The sequence below is a fragment of the Streptomyces gamaensis genome (assembly GCF_042656465.1).
In the GTDB taxonomy this organism is placed as follows: Bacteria; Actinomycetota; Actinomycetes; order Streptomycetales; family Streptomycetaceae; genus Streptomyces; species Streptomyces gamaensis.
The window spans coordinates 63,199-82,568 of record NZ_JBHSPB010000025.1 but is presented as its reverse complement, the minus strand read 5'-3'; the positions used below and the strand labels follow the sequence as shown (position 1 = coordinate 82,568).

The 19,370-nt window shown below is 72.9% G+C and carries 17 protein-coding genes; 11 read left to right on the top strand and 6 right to left on the bottom strand.

Annotated features, from left to right (window positions below; all coding sequences use genetic code 11):
• Positions 1-11: 11 nt before the first annotated feature.
• On the top strand, positions 12-1,235 hold the full coding sequence (locus ACFP1Z_RS29300; protein WP_390320724.1) for a condensation domain-containing protein: 1,224 nt from the start codon (positions 12-14) through the stop codon (positions 1,233-1,235).
• Positions 1,236-1,264: 29 nt separating this feature from the next.
• Here ACFP1Z_RS29300 and ACFP1Z_RS29295 read toward each other — a convergent pair whose 3' ends face one another.
• A complete protein-coding gene (locus ACFP1Z_RS29295; RefSeq protein WP_390320723.1) occupies positions 1,265-2,467 on the bottom strand; it encodes an aromatic acid exporter family protein in 1,203 nt (400 codons plus the stop codon).
• A 184-nt stretch (positions 2,468-2,651) separates the two neighbouring features.
• Between ACFP1Z_RS29295 and ACFP1Z_RS29290 the strand changes: the two genes are divergently transcribed.
• Positions 2,652-3,335, top strand: a complete 684-nt coding sequence (locus ACFP1Z_RS29290; RefSeq protein ID WP_390320734.1) for a ScbR family autoregulator-binding transcription factor — start codon at positions 2,652-2,654, stop codon at positions 3,333-3,335.
• Positions 3,336-3,468: 133 nt separating this feature from the next.
• Here ACFP1Z_RS29290 and ACFP1Z_RS29285 read toward each other — a convergent pair whose 3' ends face one another.
• On the bottom strand, positions 3,469-3,867 hold the full coding sequence (locus ACFP1Z_RS29285) for a hypothetical protein (RefSeq protein WP_390320722.1): 399 nt from the start codon (positions 3,865-3,867) through the stop codon (positions 3,469-3,471).
• A 284-nt stretch (positions 3,868-4,151) separates the two neighbouring features.
• Here ACFP1Z_RS29285 and ACFP1Z_RS29280 point away from each other — a divergent pair, with 284 nt between their 5' ends.
• From ACFP1Z_RS29280 to ACFP1Z_RS29250, 7 genes are all read left to right on the top strand, one after another.
• Entirely contained in the window at positions 4,152-4,436 is a 285-nt protein-coding gene (locus ACFP1Z_RS29280; RefSeq protein WP_390320721.1) for a hypothetical protein, read from the top strand.
• 695 nt (positions 4,437-5,131) lie between these two features.
• Complete coding sequence (locus ACFP1Z_RS29275; RefSeq protein ID WP_390320720.1) at positions 5,132-6,727, top strand: NRAMP family divalent metal transporter; 1,596 nt, start codon at positions 5,132-5,134, stop codon at positions 6,725-6,727.
• 91 nt (positions 6,728-6,818) lie between these two features.
• Entirely contained in the window at positions 6,819-7,709 is an 891-nt protein-coding gene (locus ACFP1Z_RS29270; protein WP_390320719.1) for a Tellurium resistance, read from the top strand.
• Between the two features lie 86 nt (positions 7,710-7,795).
• On the top strand, positions 7,796-8,992 hold the full coding sequence (locus tag ACFP1Z_RS29265; protein WP_390320718.1) for a methyltransferase: 1,197 nt from the start codon (positions 7,796-7,798) through the stop codon (positions 8,990-8,992).
• Between the two features lie 289 nt (positions 8,993-9,281).
• Positions 9,282-10,700 (top strand): family 2B encapsulin nanocompartment shell protein, encoded by a 1,419-nt coding sequence (locus ACFP1Z_RS29260; RefSeq protein ID WP_390320717.1) that lies wholly within the window; start codon positions 9,282-9,284, stop codon positions 10,698-10,700.
• Positions 10,701-10,745: 45 nt separating this feature from the next.
• The gene (locus ACFP1Z_RS29255; RefSeq protein ID WP_390320716.1) at positions 10,746-11,942 is read left to right on the top strand and encodes a family 2 encapsulin nanocompartment cargo protein terpene cyclase; all 1,197 of its coding nucleotides are present in this window, start codon (positions 10,746-10,748) and stop codon (positions 11,940-11,942) included.
• A gap of 28 nt (positions 11,943-11,970) precedes the next feature.
• Entirely contained in the window at positions 11,971-12,846 is an 876-nt protein-coding gene (locus tag ACFP1Z_RS29250) for a geranyl diphosphate 2-C-methyltransferase (protein WP_390320715.1), read from the top strand.
• 70 nt (positions 12,847-12,916) lie between these two features.
• Here ACFP1Z_RS29250 and ACFP1Z_RS29245 read toward each other — a convergent pair whose 3' ends face one another.
• Both ACFP1Z_RS29245 and ACFP1Z_RS29240 read right to left on the bottom strand, forming a co-directional pair.
• Positions 12,917-13,966 (bottom strand): LLM class flavin-dependent oxidoreductase, encoded by a 1,050-nt coding sequence (locus ACFP1Z_RS29245; RefSeq protein WP_390320714.1) that lies wholly within the window; start codon positions 13,964-13,966, stop codon positions 12,917-12,919.
• 74 nt (positions 13,967-14,040) lie between these two features.
• Positions 14,041-14,472, bottom strand: a complete 432-nt coding sequence (locus tag ACFP1Z_RS29240; protein WP_390320713.1) for a VOC family protein — start codon at positions 14,470-14,472, stop codon at positions 14,041-14,043.
• 735 nt (positions 14,473-15,207) lie between these two features.
• Between ACFP1Z_RS29240 and ACFP1Z_RS29235 the strand changes: the two genes are divergently transcribed.
• Positions 15,208-15,975, top strand: coding sequence for a helix-turn-helix domain-containing protein (locus ACFP1Z_RS29235; RefSeq protein ID WP_390320712.1), 768 nt, complete (start codon positions 15,208-15,210; stop codon positions 15,973-15,975).
• Positions 15,972-17,021, top strand: coding sequence for a helix-turn-helix domain-containing protein (locus ACFP1Z_RS29230; RefSeq protein ID WP_390320711.1), 1,050 nt, complete (start codon positions 15,972-15,974; stop codon positions 17,019-17,021). The genes ACFP1Z_RS29235 and ACFP1Z_RS29230 overlap by 4 nt, the downstream gene beginning before the upstream one ends.
• Here ACFP1Z_RS29230 and tuf read toward each other — a convergent pair.
• Together tuf and ACFP1Z_RS29220 are read right to left on the bottom strand one after the other, a co-directional pair.
• Positions 17,014-18,207 carry an elongation factor Tu gene (gene tuf / locus ACFP1Z_RS29225; RefSeq protein WP_390320710.1) on the bottom strand — a complete coding sequence of 398 codons (1,194 nt, stop codon included), beginning with the start codon at positions 18,205-18,207 and terminating at the stop codon, positions 17,014-17,016. The genes ACFP1Z_RS29230 and tuf overlap by 8 nt on opposite strands.
• Before the next feature lie 178 nt (positions 18,208-18,385).
• Positions 18,386-19,171 (bottom strand): SDR family oxidoreductase, encoded by a 786-nt coding sequence (locus ACFP1Z_RS29220; RefSeq protein ID WP_390320709.1) that lies wholly within the window; start codon positions 19,169-19,171, stop codon positions 18,386-18,388.
• Positions 19,172-19,370: the final 199 nt, after the last annotated feature.

Below are 19,370 nucleotides of genomic sequence, written 5' to 3'. Positions count from 1 at the left end.
CACGAGCGACAGTGCGACGGCGTCTTTCCCCCTATGAACACGCGGTGTGGGCCGCGGGCGAAGTCCTGCCCGTCACCATCGCCGCGACGGCCCGCGTCCACGGCCGCACCACCCCGGGCCGGCTGCGCTGGGCGCTGGCCGCCCTGCGGGAACGCCATCCACTGCTCGCCGTGCGCGTCCTGCCGGGCCGGCTGAGAGGCCGGCTGACCGACGAGGGCGTGGGCGACCTGCCGCTGCGCGTGGTGCGCTCCACGGCCGCCGACACCTGGGAGCGCGTGGTGCGGGAGGAGCTCCAAGAGCCCTTCGACACCTGGACCGGCCCGCTGGCCCGCTTCGTCCTCGTCGACGCCGGCGACACCTTCGACCTGATCTGCGTCTACCACCACCTGGTCGCCGACGCCTTCTCCGGCGCGGTCGTCGTCCGCGACCTGCTGAGCTGGCTCTCGGGAGCCTCCCCCCGGGGGCCGGTGGCCACGGCCCCGCCCGCCGACGCGCTGCTGCCCCCGGGCCGGGCCCGCCCGGCCGATCTCGTGGCGCTCTCCCGCGCGCTGGGCGGCCCCGCCTGCCCCACGCACGAGCCCGGCCCGCTCACTTACCACACCTGGACACTGGGCGCCGACCGGACCACCGCCCTGCTCGCCCGCTGCCGCGCGGAACGCGTCACCCTGCACTCCGCGCTGTGCGCGGCGTTCGCCCGCGCCCTGCCCCACCCGGCCCGGGTGGCCGTCGCCGCCGACCTGAGACGGATCCTGGAGCCCGTCCCCGAGGAAGCCGTCGGCCTGTACGCGGCGAGCTTCCTGATGGACGTCGACGGCACGGCCTGCCGCCCGTTCTGGTCCCTGGCCCGCGACGTGCGCGCCGATCTGCAACGCCGGCTGCGCCCGCACCGGCTCGTGCCGCTGGTCCGGGGCCTGCGGCTGGTGCCCCTGCCCGGCCGGGCGCTCGGCGAGCTGCTCCACCGCAGCGAGTCGCGCGGCTCGCGCTTCGACGTGGGGGTGAGCAACGCGCGGCTGCCGATCCCCGCCGACTACGGCCCCCTGCGGCTGTCGGCGATGTACGGGGCGGCGCACACGAGCCTGGGCGGCGCGCCGCTGGTCATCGTGCTGGGCGTGCGCGGTGCCCTGTGCTTCGGCGTCACGTCCACGGACCCGGGCGCGGCCGCGCTGTGCGAGCGTGCCATGTCCCACCTCACCGACGCCCTGGTGCTGCCGGTACGTCTCGCGGGCCGCACCTGACCGCACGCCGGCCGGCGCGTGCGGCGGGGTCAGGACGGGCTGCCCCGGCGGCGGAACGGGCCCGGCTGCCGCCGGCGCTGCCGGTGCGCGTGCCGGTCGAGCTCCTGGGACAGCCGGCGGGCGCGGCTGTCGGTGTCGAGCTCGTCGAGGATGCGGTCGACCTCGGCGAGCAGCGCGCCGTACAGCTGCCACTGACGCGGGCAGCGCCGCACGTACCGCAGGAGCAGCCCGGCCGCGCGGTCACGGCCGGCGCGGCCGGCCGCGAGCTCCCGCGCCAGGAGGGCCTCGGCCTGCCGGGCCCCGGAGGTGACCTGGGTGGTGATCAGGACGGCGAACTGCTCGACGGCGCGGGCGAGATGAGTGAACACCTCCCGCAGGGCGGCTGCCTCGCGGGGCGGCAGCGGCGGCTCGTGCGCGCGGGCCTTGGCGAGGTCGGTGAGCGTACGGCAGATCACGCGCAGGACGACGGCGGTGATCTCCAGCGCGTCCAGGCCCGTGCGCAGCACGATCCGGGCCAACAGGCCTTCCCGCACCCGGGGGTTGAGGCGCAGGCTGTCCTCGGCCTGCCGCAGTGAGGCGTCCACCTCCGCGATGTCGTTGTCGAGCCGGCGGGCCTCGTGCAGGCGCTCGGCGGCCTCCTCGACAGGGGTGCGGACGTCGAGCCGGTCGCCGATGTGCAGGAGCAGCAGCCGCATCCGGCCGGCGAGTTCCCCGATCGCCTCTCCGGCGGGCTCGACCCACACCGGCGGTACCAGCAGCGTGTTGAACAGCAGGCCGACCACGGCGCCGATGACGGTCTCCAGCACCCGGTCCCAGGCCGTGGCGGCGACGCTGGTCACCCCGAGGACGAGCATCGCGCTGATGGCGACCTCGGGGACGAACTCCCCGACCCGCACCAGACGTCCGACGGCCAGCGAAGCGAAGATGATCAGGCCCAGGCTCCACCAGCTCAGGCCCACCAGCACACTGAAGCCGATCGCGATGAGCACGCCCGCCACCACGGAGTTCACCCTGCGGATCCCGGTGGTGAGGGTGGAGTAGAGAGTGACCTGGACGACGAGCAGGGCGGTCAGCGGTGCGGTGAGCGGTGCCGGTTCACTGCTCAGCCGCAGGGCGACCACGTAGGAGATCACCGCGGCCAGGGTCGAGCGGACGGTCTGCGCCACGGCGGGATCCCGCACGCGGCGCAGGAGTTCGCCCGGGGGTGGCAGGGAAGGGGGGAAGACGGCCACGTGGTGGCCCTTCCCTCTTTCCGGTGCTCCGGTCCCGGCCGTGCGGCGCGTTCTGGGCCGAACGGGTGGAGTGTTGGCCCGGGTTGGTGTCCTGAGCGGCCCGGGGGTGACGCATCGGGGCAGGTAATATACGGACTGTTCGGTTTTATTTGTTGGGTGTTGTGGCGTTGCGGGGGTGGTGTTGTTGGTGCGACAGGTGCGCGCTGTGCGGACGCGGCGAATCATTCTGGAGGCGGCCGGAGCGGTATTCGACGAATTCGGTTATGAGTCGGCCACTATCGCGGAAATCCTGGCCCGGGCGGGGGTGACCAAGGGGGCGCTGTATTTCCACTTCGGCTCGAAGGAGGAATTGGCGCGGGGGGTACTGAGCGAGGCGCTGACCGTGGAGGGTGTACTGCCGCAGCCGCTGCGTCTGCAGGAATGGGTCGACGTAGGGCTGGTGTTGGCCTATCGGGTGCCGCGGGAGCCGCTGCTGAGCGCGTCGATCCGGCTGTCGGCGGACCGCCGGGCGCGGGAGCTGTTCGGCACGTCCTGGCCGGGCTGGATCGATTTCGTCGCCGGGCAGTTGGCCGGGGCGAGGGACGGCGGCGAACTGCTGCCCTGCGTCGATCCGCAGATCACCGCGACCCTGTTCGTCAGCGCGTGGACCGGTGTCGAGATCGTGTCCTCCGGGCTGGGGGAGGGCGGGGTGCTGGAGAGACGGGTCGCGATGCTCTACGAGGCCTTTCTGCCGGGAATCGCGGTCCCGGGAGTGCTGCGGCAGCTGGACACGGCCCCGGACCGGGGTGCCCGGGTGTGGCGGGCGCACTGCGAGCAGCAGTCCGAGGAGGGCAGCGGCGCCGTGCCGGTGGCCTTCTACCGGGTGTAGCCGGCACCGGTCCGGCCGTGCCGTCGGGCCGGCCCCGGGGGCCCGGCCGGTCAACTGCCCTGCCCGGCACGGCAGGAGGGGGAGCCGGTGGCGAAGCCGCCCCGCGGGGAGCGCACTTCGCGCCGGGCGCGGCTCAGTCGGCGACGGGCGGCGCGGGGCTGAGGGTGAGACGGACCTGGATCTCGTGCTCGCCGGAGATGGTCGGCTGCTGCCGGGCGTTGAAGGCACCGCTGAGGTGCTGTGCCACCTGCTGCACGGGGTGTGCGGCACCGTAGAGGTCGGCGACGACGGGGCCGGACAGGGCGGCGGGTTCCGCGGCGGCAGCGGCGGGCGCCGCCGTGTCGACGGTCAGGCACCAGACCGTCGGGGCGGGGGTGGGGTGAGGGGTCGTGGGGTGCTCCGGCGTGCGCGGCGGCGGAGCGGCGGGCGCGGCGAAGACGCTTTCGAGAGCGGCGATGACGGTGGCCGCGTCCTGCGGGGCGCAACTGGTCAGATGGACGCTGACGTGGTCGGCGGTTTCGTGGATGTGCATCGCCGGAGTTCCTCTGGGGTGGGGTGACTGCGCGGGCCGTTGCTGTCCTTCTTCACGTTACGGCAGGCGACGGGGCCGGGCGCGGGGGACGAGGGCTGTCCGGGGCGGCGGGTCGTCCCGGCGCGGGCCACTCCGGGTCCGCTCTTCATGTATTGCTGGCTTGCGCAATTGTGCAAGTATGACCCCAGGGGGTTCGCGGCCGGTCGGAGGTCCTGCCGGGGTGTGGGGGCTGGTGTTCTTCGGACGAGGGGGTGCGGGCGGTGTCGTCGGGCAGGAGGCTGCCAGTGAGCAGTGAGAGCGTACGCATCGGCGCGGTGGTGGCCGAGATAGAAGGGCTGTACGCGGCGCTGTGCGGCGGCGGTGCCGCGGCGCGCAGGGAGCGGCTGATCGCGGATCTCGCGCGTGCGGGGCGCCGGTTGGCCGAGCTGGCCGTGGTGCCGGCGCCGCAGGGCGCGGCCCCCGGGGCCCCGGCGCGCTCGCGGTGGCGGCGCCGCAGGGTGCTGGCCGCGCGCGGGGCCGCGTGGATCCTCGCCCGGACGGGCGGCGGCAGCGCGCAGCGGCGGCGGTAGCCGGGGGCGCGCCGCGCCGGGCGGCCGACGGTCCAGAAGGTACGGTCCGCCGTCGGCGCGTGCGGGCCGGTTGCGTATCCGCGGTGCGGCGAAGGGTGGCCGGACCCGTCCTCATGGCGGGCCGGCAGGACGCCCTTCGCCGCTTTGCGCTTCCGGGAACCCCGCGCCGGGGGCTCACCGGGTGCCGCGTGTGCTTCGAGTGCCCCGGTGCTCTCGCGCCTGCTTCGGCGCGCGCTTGACGCGCCGTCCGCACAGAGCTATCGCCCGGCGGACCTCCGGGGCGCCTGAGGTGTGCGGGGTATGCGGGACGTGGCGGGAGAAGCCCGGCGCGGGCCGCACGTGCAGGTGCACGTCCATGACTGTGGGGCGCGGCTTGCGTCCTTGCGCAAGTTTATGAGTTGCTCCTACGGTGTGGTGCCCGGTCGCGGGCGGATGCCGCTCTCGCGGTCACCGCGGCCGGAAACCTTTTTCTTCCCCATGTTTCTTCCCCGTGGTTCTTCCCCTGGTTCTTCCCCGTGCCCCCTGCGCTGTGCGTTCAGGTTCCCCGCCGTCTTTTTCCTTTCACGTATTCCGAGTTGTTGGTGCTTGCTCGTCGTCCGTGTTCATCGAGGGGGCTTACTGTGGCGGACCGGATTCTCGACGCTTCCGGCACTGCGGGCGGGGCCGGTCCCGCCGCCCGCGGCGGGAGGGGCACGGTGCTGCAGGACGAGGTGATCCTCGGTGCGCTCGGCAGTGTGCGGGTGCTCGGGGACGGCCGCCGCCGCGGCTGGCCGACCGTGCTCAAGGTGCTGCTGGCCGTGCTGGGGCCGGGGCTGATCGCCATGGTCAACGACGCCGCCGCGTTCGGCACGTACACGCAGGCGGGGCAGGACTACGGGACGGCCCTGCTGTGGACCATGGTCCTGCTGATACCCGTGCTCTACGTCAACCAGGAGATGGTCGTGCGCCTCGGGGCGGTCACCGGCGTGGGGCACGCGCGGCTGATCCGGCAGCGCTTCGGCCGCCTGTGGTGCTTCTTCTGCGTCACCGACCTCCTGCTGGTCAACGCGCTCACGGTGATGACGGAGTTCATCGGGGTGTGCCTGGCCGTCGGCTACCTCGGCTTCCCGCGCCCGGTGAGCGTGTGCGTGGCCACGGTGGTCGTCCTCGCCGCCGCCACCACCGGCAGCTTCCGCCGTTTCGAGCGCATCGCGATCACCCTGTGCGCCGCGTCGCTGCTGCTCGTCCCGGTGGGGATCATGGTCCACCCCTCCGCCTCCGCCATGGCAACGGGCCTGCTCGGCCCGGGACTTCCCGGGGGCGCCGAGCTCTCGGACGTCCTGCTGCTGACGATCGGCATCATCGGAGCGGCCGTCACACCGTGGCAGCTGTTCTTCCAGCAGTCGTACGTCGTCGACAAGCGCATCACGCCCCGCTTCCTGCGCTACGGCAAGGCGGATCTGTGCGTGGGCATCGCCACCACGGTCGTGGGCGGCCTCGCGGTGATGGGGTGCGCGGCCGCGGCCTTCGCCGGCCGCCCGGGCGCCGGCGGCTACACCGACGCGGGAGCCGTGGCGAGGGGACTGGAGCAGTACGCGGGGCGGGCGACCGGCGTGCTGTTCGCCGTGGCGCTGCTGGCCGGTTCCGTGATCGGCGCGTGCGCCGTGTCCCTGTCCACCGCTTACACGCTCGGGGACGCCCTGGGGTGGCGGCACTCGCTGCACCACGGTCCGCGCCAGGCACGCGCCTTCCATTTGGTGATCGCGGTGCTCGCGGTGGTGTCGGCGATCGTCGTGCTCACCCCGGGCATGCCACTGGGCGTGATCGCCGAGGGGGTGCAGGCCCTGGCGGGCGTCCTGCTGCCGTCGGCCTCCGTCTTCCTGCTGCTGCTGTGCAACGACCGTGCCCTGCTGGGGCCTTGGGTCAACACCCGCGCGCAGAACGCCGTCGCCGCGCTGGCGGTGGCGGTGCTGGCCGTGCTCTCCCTGGTCCTGACCGTGGCGGTGGCCTTCCCCGGGCTGTCCGCCATGGCGCTGGTGGCCGTGCTCGCGTCCGCGTCCGCCGTGGCGCTGCTGCTGGCGGGCGCGTACGCCCTGGCCCGCCGCTCCCACGCCCGTACGGCCGCGGTGCCCGCCCCGCCCCCGGCCGTGACCGTGGCGCGCGAGGAGTGGCGCACCCCCGCGCTGCACACCCTGCCGCCCCCCGGGCTCTCGCCCGGCCGCCGGCTGGCCCTGATCGTGCTGCGCGCCTATCTCGCGTCCGCCGTGGTCCTGGTCGTCGTCAAGACCGTGCAGCTGGCGCTGCGTCACTGACCGCCCTCCCCGGGGCGGGGAGGGCCGACGGGTTCCGACGGGTTCCGTCGAGGAGGCAGCGTCCATCGAGGAAGAAGTGGAGGAAGCGGCGATGTGGGTTCGCGGCAGTGGAGAGGGCGGACCGTCCCCCCGGCCACCCGGCGGCGGGCCGGGTCCCGCCCCCGGCACCGCGCCCCCGGGCCGGCCCGGGGGTCCGCCGGCCGGCGGGCGGGGGAGCGCCGTCGGGGGCGGCAGCCTGTGGTCGTACCTGCGCAGCGGCACGGGTGTCGGCTGGGGGAGGGCGCGGCGGGGCTTCGACTGGGCCGCTCCGCACCGCACCCGCCTCTCGCGCGCCCACCCCGCCGACTGGCTCACCCGCGACGGCAGTACGGGCGGCACGTTACGGATCAGCCTGACCTGGCGTATGCACACCGGCGGCGTCCCGGCCACCGGCCCGGGGCTGACGGGCGCGCTGCGGGGCCTGTTCACGCCCGGCGCCCCCGGGCCCGTCCCCGCCCACGGGCCCGCGCTGGTGAGCGTGGACCTGGACCTGGCGTGCCTGTACGAGCTGACCGACGGCGCCAAGGGCGTGGTCCAGCCGCTGGGCGGACTGCACGGGGACCTGGCCCGCCCCCCGTACGTCACACTCGGCGCCGACAGCCGCTTCCCCGCCCCCTCCGGCGAAACGCTCTATATCAACCTGGACAAACGGCACGAGTTCCGTCGGCTGCTGGTGTTCGTCTACAACTACGACGCCACGCCGGTCTTCGGCCGCGTCAACGCCACCTTGATGTTCCACCTGCCCGACGGGCACCAGTTCGCGATAGAACTCGACGAGAACGCCCCGCACGCCCGCTCCTGCGCCGTGGCCCTCATCGAGAACCGCGGCACCCATCTGACCGTGCGTCGGGAGGCGGTGTACGTCTGCGGCTTCCAGTCCGACCTCGACCGGCTCTACGGCTGGGGCATGCAGTGGGCCCGCGGGTACAAGGAACCGCGCTGAGCGCTGCCGTGACCCCGCTGCCGCGGTCCCGGCCGTCCCCCGTGCGGACGGGCGGCCCGAGTGCGCTCGGTTAGCCTGAGTGCACAATGAACTGTTTCACGACGCCGTGGGGCGAGCTCCGTCTCACCCGCTACCCCGAGGACCCCCGCGACCGGCTCCGCGCCTGGGACGCCGCCGACGACTATCTGCTGCGGCACCTCGCCGGACGCGACGACACGGCCCCCGGCGCCGACGGCACCACGGCCGGCGGGGTCGCCCTCACGGGCACGGTGGTCGTGGTCGGCGACCGCTGGGGCGCGCTGACCACGGCCCTCGCGGCACACCGTCCCGTCCAGATCACCGACTCGTACCTGACCCGGCAGGCCACCCTCGCCAACCTCGCGCGCAACGGGGCCGACCCGGGCAGCGTCCGGCTCCGCTCGACCCGGGACGAGCCGCCGGAGCGCGTCGACGTCCTGCTGGTGCGCGTCCCCAAGAGCCTCGCGCTGCTGGAGGACCAACTGCGCCGCCTCGCGCCCGCCGTGCACCCCGGCACGGTCGTCGTCGGCACCGGCATGGTCACCGAGATCCACACCTCCACTCTCAAGCTGTTCGAGGCGGTCCTGGGGCCGGTCCGCACCTCCCTCGCGGTGCGCAAGGCCCGTCTGATCCACTGCACGCCCGCCGTCCCCGCCCCGGACGCCGGGGACTCGCCCTGGCCGCGCGTGGACGAGCTGCCAGCCGACACCGGGAAGCACGCCGGGCTGACGGTCGTCAACCACGCCGGGATCTTCTGCGCCGAACGCCTCGACATCGGCACCAGGTTCCTCCTCGACCACCTGCCCCCGTACCGGGGCGGCGGCCGCATCGTCGACCTGGGCTGCGGGAACGGGATCCTCGGCACCGCCGCCGCGCTCGCCGCCCCCGACGCCGAGGTGCTCTTCACCGACGAGTCCTACCAGGCCGTCGCCTCGGCCGAGGCCACGTTCCGCGCGAACGCCCCGGCCTCGGCCAGGGCGGAGTTCCGGGCGGCCGACGGACTCGAAGGCGTGCCGGACGGCTCGGTCGACCTGGTGCTCAACAATCCGCCGTTCCACACGCACCGGGCGCTGACGGACAGCACCTCCTGGCGCATGTTCACCGGAGCCCGCCGCGCCCTGCGCCCCGGCGGCGAGCTGTGGGTCGTCGGCAACCGGCACCTGGGCTACCACGTGAAGCTGCGGCGGCTGTTCGGCAACTGCGAAGTCGTCGCCTCGAACCCGAAGTTCGTGATCCTCAAGGCGGTGAAGCGCTCGCGCGGCTGAGCACGCCGCGAGGCGTCCGGACGGTGCGGGCCCGCGGGCGAACACACTGTCCGATCCGGTCGCGAGTTCGGGATCAACCGTGCATCATCACCCTGCGAAAGCATCACCGAATATCCCGGGGCGGTGTCCGTGCCCGCCGTGAACCCCCAGGTGACTGCGGCAACTCCTGTTCCTGGACGCGCAGTTGTGCTGTTCGGTTGTGTTCCGTCATCCGTCACGCCGTTGATCGGAATCGCCTGATCGGGTTTCCATATCGATCGCCGAGACGTCCATGGCGAAGGGGAACCCCATGACGACAGCAGCCCCACAGGAGCCCATCCCGGAGCAGGGCCGGCTGAGCCTGAGCACCACGGCGGCGCGCAACCTCGCGACGACCACCAAGTCCGTCCCGCAGATGCAGGGCATCAGCTCGCGGTGGGTGCTGCGCATGCTGCCCTGGACCGAGGTCACCGCCGGCACCTACCGGGTCAACCGGCGGCTGACGTACGCCGTCGGGCGGGGCCGGGTCGGCTTCGTCAAGACCGGGGCCGAGGTCAAGGTCGTGGCCCCCTCGCTCACCGAGGTGCCCGCGCTGCGCGGCTTCACCGACCAGTCCCTGCTGGCGGAGCTCGCCTCGCGCTTCACCCAGCGGGACTTCGAGCGGGGCGAGGCCCTGGCCGAGGCGGGGCAGCCCATCCACGAGGTCTTCCTCGTCGCCCACGGCAAGCTCAACAGGATCGGCACCGGCAAGTACGGCGAGCCGAGCGTGCTCGGCGTCCTCGCCGACGGCGACCACCTCGGCGACGAGGCCCTGCGGCACCAGGACGAGCCGGTGTGGGAGCACACCGTCCGGGCCACCACCAGCGGCACCGTCCTCGTCCTGCCCTGGGCGGCCTTCCGCGAACTGTACGACCGTTCCCCCGCCCTGCGTGAACAGATCGGCACCTACCTCGCCACCAGCCGGCAGTCGGTGAACAAGAAGGGCGAGGCCGACGTGGAACTGGCCTCCGGCCATGTCGGCGAGCCCGAGCTGCCCGGCACCTTCGTCGACTACGAGCTCACCCCCCGCGAGCTCGAACTCGGCGTCGCACAGACGGTCCTGCGGGTACACTCCCGCGTCGCCGACCTCTACAACGACCCGATGAACCAGGTCGAGCAGCAGCTGCGGCTGACCATCGAGGCGCTGCGCGAGCGCCAGGAGCACGAGCTGGTCAACAACCGCGAGTTCGGCCTGCTGCACAACGCCGACTACGACCAGCGCATCTCCACCCGCTCCGGGCCGCCCACCCCCGACGACATGGACGAGCTGCTGAGCATGCGGCGCAGCACCCGGCTGTTCTTCGCGCACCCCAAGGCCATCGCCGCCTTCGGCCGCGAGTGCAACAAGCGCGGCATCTACCCGGACAGCGTCAACGTCGGAGGCAGTCAAGTCCCCGGATGGAGGGGTGTACCCATCTTCCCCTGCGGCAAGATTCCTCTCAACGGCGGGGGGCACAACATCTCCTCCATCCTCGCCCTGCGCACGGGTGAGGACGACCAGGGCGTCGTCGGACTGCGCAAGACCGGGCTGCCCGACGAGTACGAACCGGGCCTGAACGTACGGTTCATGGGCATCAACGACCAGGCCGTCATCTCCTACCTGGTGAGCACCTACTTCTCGGCGGCCGTCCTCGTCCCCGACGCCATCGGCCTCCTGGAGAACGTCGAGGTCTCGCACTCCCGCCACTGATCCCGTCCGCCCGCGCGGCGGGCCACCGGGAAGGAAGGAGATCCGGTGTCACTGCTGTCCCGCGCCCTCTCCACGGCGGCCACGCACGAGCTCGCCGCCCTGGTGACCACGCTCCTCGGCCAACAGGGCCGGGCCGCCCCGCGGTTGCCCTGCGCGCCGCCGGCGCCGCCACGCGCCGTCCCCGCCGGCCCGAGCGGGCTGGGCACCGCCGCCGCGCGGATCGCACCGCCGCCCGCGTCCGGGCCGGCGGCCGGCGAGAGGCCCCAACGGCCCGCCGCGCCCGCATCCGTCCCCGCCCTGTACTGTCCACCGGCCGTCCGCGACGACCCCGCCCTCGCGAAGGAGGTCAACGACCGGCTGATCGACTGGGCCGCCGAAGTGGGCATCTACGCCGGACGGCTGGAGGCCCTGCGGGCCACCGACTTCGGACGGCTGCTGATGCTCACCCACCCCGACACCGACGACGCGGACCGGCTGCTGGCCGCGGCCAAGTGCGGGCTGGCCGAGTGGGCGGCCGACGACCACTACTGCGACGACGAGTCCGCGGGCGCCGACCCGCGACTGCTCGGGCCCCGGCTGTGCGTGGCGAACGCCGCGGTCGACCCGGCCCATCTGCCCGTGCGGTACGCCCCGGAGCTGGAGGGAGCGATACGCGACGATCCGGTCCTGACCGCCCTGCGCTCGGCCCTCGACCACATCACCCGCTACGCCGGGCCCGCCCAGACCGGCCGGCTCGCCCATGAGATATCCGGCCTGTTCGCCGGCTTCAACGCCGAGGCCGGCTGGCGCACCGCCGGCCGCACACCCCCGGTGTGGGAGTACCTCGTCAACCGGCAGTGCAACAGCTTCCTGCCGATGGTCGCGCTCGTCGACGCCGTGGGCGGCTACCAGGTCCCGGCCACCGAGTACTACGACCCCCGGGTGCGCCGCGCCTTCACCATGGCCTGCACCGCCGCCACGCTCGTCAACGACCTGTACTCGATGGCCCGCGAGAGCGACAGTCCGGGCCCGGAGTTCAATCTGCCGACCGTGATCGCCGCGGAGGAGAACTGTTCCCTGGAGGAGGCCGTCCGGCGCAGTGCCCTGCTCCACGACGAGCTCGTCCACACCTTCGAGACGGAGGCCGCCGTCCTGGCCGCCGCCGGTTCGCCCGCGCTGCGCCGCTTTCTCGCCGGGACCTGGGCCTGGCTCGGCGGCAACCGCGAATGGCACAGCACCACCCCCCGTTACCACGGCGGGTAACCGCCGCCCGGATCCGAGGAGTTCGCCCATGGCCACCACGATCCAGCCCACCGCCGCCGACCCCACCGCCAAGGTCCTGCGCACCCCCTACCAGGAGTCGGTCGCCGCGTACTGGAACGCCGAGCGGGACCCGGTCAACCTCCGCCTCGGCGAGGTCGACGGCCTCTACCACCACCACTACGGGCTGGGCGACTACGACCCGTCCGTCCTCGAAGGGCCCGAGGACACCCGCGAGAAGCGGATCATCGAGGAGATGCACCGTCTGGAGACCGCCCAGGCCGATGTCCTCCTCGACCACCTGGGCGCCGTCCGCCCCGAGGACCGGCTGCTGGACGCCGGATCCGGCCGGGGCGGCACCAGCATCATGGCCAACGCCCGCTTCGGCGCTCACGTCGACGGCGTGACCATCTCCGAGTCGCAGGTCGCCTTCGCCAACGACCGGGCGGCGGAGCTGGGCGTGGCCGACCGGGTGCGCTTCCACTTCCGCAACATGCTCGACACCGGTTTCGCCACCGGCTCCCGCCGGGGCATCTGGACCAACGAGACCACCATGTACGTGGACCTCATGGAGCTCTTCGCCGAGTTCTCCCGGCTGCTGGAGTTCGGCGGCCGCTATGTGTGCATCACCGGCTGCTACAACGACCTCACCGGGGGCCGCTCCAAGGCCGTCAGCCGCATCGACGAGCACTACACCTGCAACATCCACCCGCGCAGCGCCTACTTCAAGGCCCTCGCCGCCAACCGGCTGGCCCCCATCACCGTCACCGACCTCACCCCCGCGACCATCCCCTACTGGGAGCTGCGTGCCCGGTCCTCCGTCGCCACCGGCATCGAGGACCCCTTCCTGACCGCCTACAAGGAGGGCAGCTTCCACTACCTCCTCATCGCCGCCGACCGTATCTGAGGGAGTGGCGTCCGCCCGGGCGAGCGCACCGTCCGCCGCCCGGGCGTACTCGGCGCCTCCGCCGGCACGGTCAGGCGAAGGCAGGCATGATCCGCTCGTGGATCAGCCGCAGTTGGGCCGGGACATCCGCGGCACCCGGCAGGTCGCGGCCCGTGAACGTCCTGACCAGGGTGCGGTCGGTGACGGCGCAGACGACGTGGTTCACACCCGCCGGGGCGAGCTGCGTACGGATCTTCTCCAGGCACTCCTCGGGGCTGCCCGAGACCGACAGCCGCTCGGCGACCTCCGGCGGCGTGAGCGCGATGCTCCGGGCCAGGTCGCCCGCGCGCATCGCCTCGATGGCCGGGGCGAGGACGGCGGGGTCCACGCCATTGCGGAGCAGCTGCTCCCGCGGCATGGCGGCGGCGTAGATACCGACCATGCTGCGGGCGGCCTCCTTGGCCGCCGCCGGGTCGGGCCCGGTCGAGAAGACCACCCAGGCGCCGATGTCGAGGCGGGCCCAGTCCCGGCCGGCGCGTTCGGCCCCGGCCCTGATGTGCGCCACGGCGTACTCGTAGGCCTCGCGCGTGCCGCTCAGCGCGTGGTGGCAGCCGTCGGACAGCTCGCCCGCCGCCTCGAAGGACTTGGGCCCGCGCATCGCGCCGAGCTTGACCGGGACCCTCTCCTGCACCGGGCGGGCGAAGGTGAACAGACCGTCACAGGTGAGGAGTTCGCCGCGGAAGCTGACGCTTCCCCGGTCCAGGAGGGAGCGCACGACGTGCAGGGCCTCCTTGACGCGGGTCAGCGGGCGGCCGCCGGCCGGGTCGATCCCGTGCTGGGCGAGCAGCTCGAAGTTGCCGCTGGAGAGCACGGCCTCGGCGCGGCCGTCGGACAGCTCGTCGAGGGTGGCCACGGCCTGGGCGATCAGACCGGGGTCGCGCAGCACGACCGGCGACACGCTGGGACCGAGGCGTATACGGCGGGTCTGCCCGGCCGCCACGGCGAACAGCTGCCACAGGTCCTTGTGCCAGGTCTCGTCGGCCGCGTAGCAGGCGTGGAAGCCGAGTTCGTCGGCGAGCCGGATCGCGGCCAGCGACTCGTGGAGGGGGTAGTCGGGGAGCATCGCGTAGCTGAACCTCATGCCCGGCACCCTGTAAGGCGCGACGGGTGCGGCGCAAGGGGCGGGAGCCCGGATTCTCCACGCGTCGTCGGCCGTCAGGGCCGTATGCAGGGCCGCGTCATGATCTCCATGTTGTGGCCGTCGGGGTCGGCGAAGTACGCGCCGCGCCCCCCGAAGAGACGGTTGATGCCGCCGGGTTCGGTGTGATGGGGGTCGGCGTAGTACGTGACCCCCACCGCCTCCAGGCGCGCGATCATGGTGTCGAACGCCGCGTCGGGAACGAGGAAGGCGTAGTGCTGCGACTGGATCGGCTCGTCGCGCTGCTCGTAGTAGTCGAGCGTCACGCCGTTGCCGAGGTCCACCGGCAGGAACGGGCCGAACGGCGCGCCCACCGTCAGCCCCAGGATCGCGGCGAGGAACTCGGCCGACAGCCGGCGGTCCCTGGCGTGGACGACGGTGTGGTTCAACTGCACGGCCTCGGCCGGCAGTTCGGAAGATGCGTGGTTCTGCTGCTGTGCGAAAGACATGAGGAAGGTTTCTCCACGTGCGGGATCCATGGGAACAAAACGCCCTGTGCGGGCGAGTGAACGGGAAAGTGAAGAAACCACGGCGGGGCCCTTGCCCGCCTCGCGCTCACGCCGAGGCCGGGCGCCTCACTCGTGCGTGGCCCATGGCCGACCCGGCAGTCATGGAGCTGACCTTAACCGCGGCTCCGTCGCCCGGGCAAGGCGTCCCCGCCCCGGCTGCCGGATCAGCCGGCCCACCGCCGCCGATCTCGACGGCGCGGTGACGGCGGCCCGTCCTCTCCCCCGCGGAGGGCGGGCCGCCGTGGGCACGGCCGGCTTCCGCTACGCGGCGGCGTGGTCGTCCGGCGACCACGCGGCACGCGCCAGGAGCGCGACGGCGATACCCGTACCGGGCGCGGGGCTGCGGTGTGCGTTCATCGGTGGTTCCTCCCCCGTGGACGTGGGGCGGCGCGGGGTGGACCGCGCCGCCCGGCTCGCACTGACGACTGTGATGCGCCACATCCGCAACGGCCAGAAAACCCGGGGGAGTTGGTCCATCGTGGGACGTCCCGGGGCGCGACCTGCGAGGACGCGGGAGGACGGGACGCGGTGGTGGGACGCGGCGACGGGGGAGCGGTGGCCAAAAGCCGCGGTGGCCCGGGACGGACGGCGGGAACCGGTGGCCGGGCCTGGCCATGATGAGCGCTGTAAGAGGCCCGGTGGCCTCGGGGGATCACCACGCGTATGGGGTGGAACATGCGGCGTTGGAAAGCACTGCCCGGCTCGCTGGATCAGCGAGTGCGTCAACTGGTCGTCCAGCTACGGAGACTGAAGGACCGCAGCGGACTGAGTCTGACCGCCCTCGCGGCCAAGACGTCCTACAGCCGCTCCTCCTGGGAGCGCTATCTCAACGGCAGGCAGCTTCCGCCGCGCGACGCGGTGGAACAACTGGCCCGGGTGTGCGCCGCCGACGCGACCCGGCTGCTCGTGCTGCACGAACTCGCGGCGGAGGCATGGTCCGACGGAGCACGCCAGGACACGGAGAGTGCACCGGAGCAGGACGTGCGCGACGCCACCGCGGACGCCTCCGGCCGACGGGGCGTCCGGCGCCGCCGGGCAGTCGCCGGAACGGCGGTGGTCCTGGTCGCGGTCCTGGCCGCCGTCCTGCTGCTCACCCGGCCGTGGCAGGGCGACAAGGCCGGGGCCGGCGAGGCCCGGGAGAGCTCACAGCCCCCGTTCGTCTTCGTACGGGGCCGCGCCCACCCCTGCACCGTGCAGCGCGCGGACGGCCGACTGCGGGCCGGCTACAGCACCACCCGCACCGCCCTGATGGACACGAACTCGACCGGCTGGGAAGTCCTTGAGGCACAGTGCCTGCTCACACACCACGGCTACGACCCCGGCCTGCCCGACGGTGCCTACGGCGAGCGCTCCAAGAACGCCGCCCGGCGCTTCCAGCAGGACCGCGGACTCGTCGTCGACGGCATCGTGGGCCCCGACACCTGGAAGGAGCTGCGCCGATGAGCGGCGAACGGCTCCTCCCGGCGGAGTGCGCCCGACTGGCCGCCGAACTGCGCGAGTTGAAGGGACGCACGGGGCTGAGCCTGGCCGCCCTCGCCGAACGCACCCTGTACAGCAAGTCGTCCTGGGAGCGCTATCTCAACGGCAGGAAACTGCCGCCGAGGCAGGCGGTCGACGCCCTGTGCCAGGTGGCCGAGGAGCCGCCCGGCCGGCTGCTGGCCCTGTGGGAACTGGCCGAACAGGCGTGGAGCGGCCGCTCGGAGTCCGCCCCCGTGCCGCCCCCGGCAGCCGCGCCCCCACGGCCCGCCGCGGCCGGCGCGCCCCGCCCGGCGCGCCCCGGCAGGGTGTGGGTGGTGTCCGCCGCCCTCACCGCCGCCACCGCGCTCGTCGTCTCCCTGGTGCTCCTGACGACCGGCTGGCGCGACGCCGGCCGGCCCCGGGAGGAGGGAAACGCGGCGGCCTCCTCCCCGTATCCGCAGTCGTACGCGCCCGGCTGCGCCGGAGCCGACTGCGACGGAGCGGATCCCCTGCGCATGGGCTGCGGAGCACAGGACATGGTGACCACCCTCCTGACCCACCGGGCCACCGGCGGACGGCGGCTGGAGCTGCGCTACGCGCAGCGCTGCGGAGCCGTCTGGGTACGCGCCACGAAACTGCGCCTGGGCGACCGGGTCCAACTGTCCGTGCCGGGCGCCGGGACCAAGGAGGTCGGTGCCGCGACCCCACGGGACACGGAGGTCTATCTGACGACCGGAATGACACCCACCAACGACCCCCGCGAGGCCCGCGTCTGCCTGCGGCCCGGCGACGGCGGCACGCCCGAGTGCCTCGCGCCCCCGGGTCGGGGCCGGGGAGATGAAGGCGCCGCCGACGCCCCGGAGGCGTCCGCTGTCCGGGTGGAATCGGATGCCGGTCGAGTGGCGGGGCGTCCGGCCCCGGAGCACCCGGCCGCTACGGTGAGGCGAGCGGAGCGGGGCAGGGGTCTGCGCTTAGGGTCCTCTGGCGTGTGGTACCGGGTCCCCGCTCCGCTGCCTGCCCCGCCTAGGTGACGATCTTGGTGACCTGTCCGGCGCCGACGGTGCGGCCGCCCTCGCGGATGGCGAACTTCAGCCCCTCCTCCATGGCGACCGGCTGGATCAGCTTCACGGTCATCGACGTGTTGTCGCCCGGCATCACCATCTCGGTGCCCTCGGGCAGGGTCACCACTCCGGTCACGTCGGTGGTGCGGAAGTAGAACTGCGGCCGGTAGTTGGCGAAGAACGGGGTGTGCCGGCCGCCCTCGTCCTTGGACAGGATGTACGCCGTGGCCTCGAACTCGGTGTGCGGGGTGACCGAACCCGGCTTGATGATGCACTGGCCGCGCTCGACGTCGTCACGCTTGATGCCGCGCAGCAGCAGACCGACGTTCTCCCCGGCCCGGCCCTCGTCGAGCAGCTTGCGGAACATCTCGATACCGGTGACGGTCGTGGTGGTCTTCTGCTCCTTGATGCCGATGATGTCCACCTCCTCGTTCACGCGCAGCACACCGCGCTCGATGCGGCCGGTGACCACGGTGCCGCGGCCGGTGATGGTGAAGACGTCCTCGATGGGCATCAGGAACGGCTTGTCGACGTCCCGCTGCGGCTCGGGGATCGCCTCGTCGACGGCGTGCATCAGATCGAGCACCGACTTGACCCACTTCTCGTCGCCCTCAAGGGCCTTGAGGGCCGAGACCTTGACGACCGGTGCCTCGTCGCCGTTGAACTCGTACTCGCTGAGCAGCTCGCGGACCTCCAGCTCCACGAGCTCCATGATCTCCTCGTCGTCGACCATGTCGCACTTGTTCAGCGCCACCACGATGTAGGGCACGCCGACCTGACGGGCCAGCAGCACGTGCTCCTTGGTCTGCGGCATCGGGCCGTCGGTCGCGGCGACCACCAGGATCGCGCCGTCCATCTGCGCCGCGCCGGTGATCATGTTCTTGACGTAGTCCGCGTGGCCGGGACAGTCGACGTGGGCGTAGTGCCTGTTCTCGGTCTGGTACTCGACGTGCGCGATCGAGATGGTGATACCGCGCTGACGCTCCTCGGGGGCCTTGTCGATGTTCTCGAACGGGGTGGACTCGTTGAGTTCCGGGTACGCGTCGTGCAGCACTTTGGTGATAGCCGCGGTGAGCGTGGTCTTGCCGTGGTCGATATGACCGATGGTGCCGATATTGACGTGCGGCTTGGTCCGCTCGAACTTCGCCTTCGCCACTGCAGTCCTCCTGTGGGGTCGATCGGGCGTCGCACGGGCACACCCTTGCGGACGGGTGACCGGCGTCGACGGACCTGTCGGTGACCGTCTGTCGTCTCACCCATGCTGCGCGTTACCGTATCGTGAGTTGTGCCACACGAGCGGCAGCGGAGGCTGTGGCGGACGGCCCGCGCGCACGTCAGCGCAGGGTGTAGCCGCCGTCGGTGTAGAGGGTGGATCCGGTCGTGAAGGTGTTGGTGAACAGGAAGACCACGGCCTGGGCTATCTCCTCCTCGGTCGCCGGACGCCGCAGCAGCGCGTCGCGCCGGTACTGCGCGAAGGCGGCCTCACGGTCGGCGGCGGGGCGGCCCGCCCACTGGTGCCCGTCGACGGTGCCGGGCGCGACGACATTGACGCGGACGGGAGCGAGTTCGACCGCGAGACCCCGGCCCAGCCCCTCGATCGCGGCATTGCACGCCACATAGGCGGGAGCGGGCCCGACCGGCCGGACCGAGGCGGCGCCCGACATCAGCACCACCGAACCGTCCCGCGCCAGCTTCGGCGCCGCCAGCCGCACCGCGTGGTACTGCCCCCAGAACTTGGAGGCGAAGGGCGACGCGGCGTCCTCCTCGCTCAACTCGCGCATCGGCCCGACCCGATAGGACGCCGCCGTCGTCAAGAGGTGGTCCACACGCTCGATCCCGTCGAAGAAGGCGGCGAGCGAAGCGCTGTCCCCGGTGTCCACGGTGCGCCACGTCGCCGCACCGCCGAGACCGGCGGCCGCGGTCCGCAGACGTGCCGCGGTACGCCCGCCGAGCACGACCCGCCCGCCCTGCGCCACGACCCGGTGCGCGACCCGGAGCCCGATCCCGGATCCGCCGCCGATCAGGACGACCGTACGGCCCCGCAGGCCGTCGCTCCCGTCGGTTCCGTCGGGGGCAGCGGATCGGGGGACGGCGGGTCCGGCGGCAGTGGTCCGGTCCATGGAATGCTCCTTCGCTCGGGTACGGGTGGCCGTGGCCGGTCGATCCGCTCCAACCGCGTGTCCGCCCGCGCTGTTCCCGCACCCCGCACGGCTCTCCGGGTGGATGTCGGAGAAATCCCCGTCCGTCACTGCGTGCGGCGCGTTGTGCGGGTACGAGCCCGTACGGCAGAGTTCGGTGACATTCAGTCAACGCACCCGT

Coding starts and splice junctions, on each gene's coding strand:
- ACFP1Z_RS29285 (WP_390320722.1), bottom strand. CDS start 3,867: ATGCACATCCACGAAACCGCCGACCACGTCAGCGTCCATCTGACCAGT.
- ACFP1Z_RS29270 (WP_390320719.1), top strand. CDS start 6,819: ATGTGGGTTCGCGGCAGTGGAGAGGGCGGACCGTCCCCCCGGCCACCC.
- ACFP1Z_RS29265 (WP_390320718.1), top strand. CDS start 7,796: ATGAACTGTTTCACGACGCCGTGGGGCGAGCTCCGTCTCACCCGCTAC.
- ACFP1Z_RS29260 (WP_390320717.1), top strand. CDS start 9,282: ATGACGACAGCAGCCCCACAGGAGCCCATCCCGGAGCAGGGCCGGCTG.
- ACFP1Z_RS29250 (WP_390320715.1), top strand. CDS start 11,971: ATGGCCACCACGATCCAGCCCACCGCCGCCGACCCCACCGCCAAGGTC.
- ACFP1Z_RS29245 (WP_390320714.1), bottom strand. CDS start 13,966: ATGAGGTTCAGCTACGCGATGCTCCCCGACTACCCCCTCCACGAGTCG.
- ACFP1Z_RS29240 (WP_390320713.1), bottom strand. CDS start 14,472: ATGTCTTTCGCACAGCAGCAGAACCACGCATCTTCCGAACTGCCGGCC.
- ACFP1Z_RS29235 (WP_390320712.1), top strand. CDS start 15,208: ATGCGGCGTTGGAAAGCACTGCCCGGCTCGCTGGATCAGCGAGTGCGT.
- ACFP1Z_RS29230 (WP_390320711.1), top strand. CDS start 15,972: ATGAGCGGCGAACGGCTCCTCCCGGCGGAGTGCGCCCGACTGGCCGCC.
- ACFP1Z_RS29220 (WP_390320709.1), bottom strand. CDS start 19,171: ATGGACCGGACCACTGCCGCCGGACCCGCCGTCCCCCGATCCGCTGCC.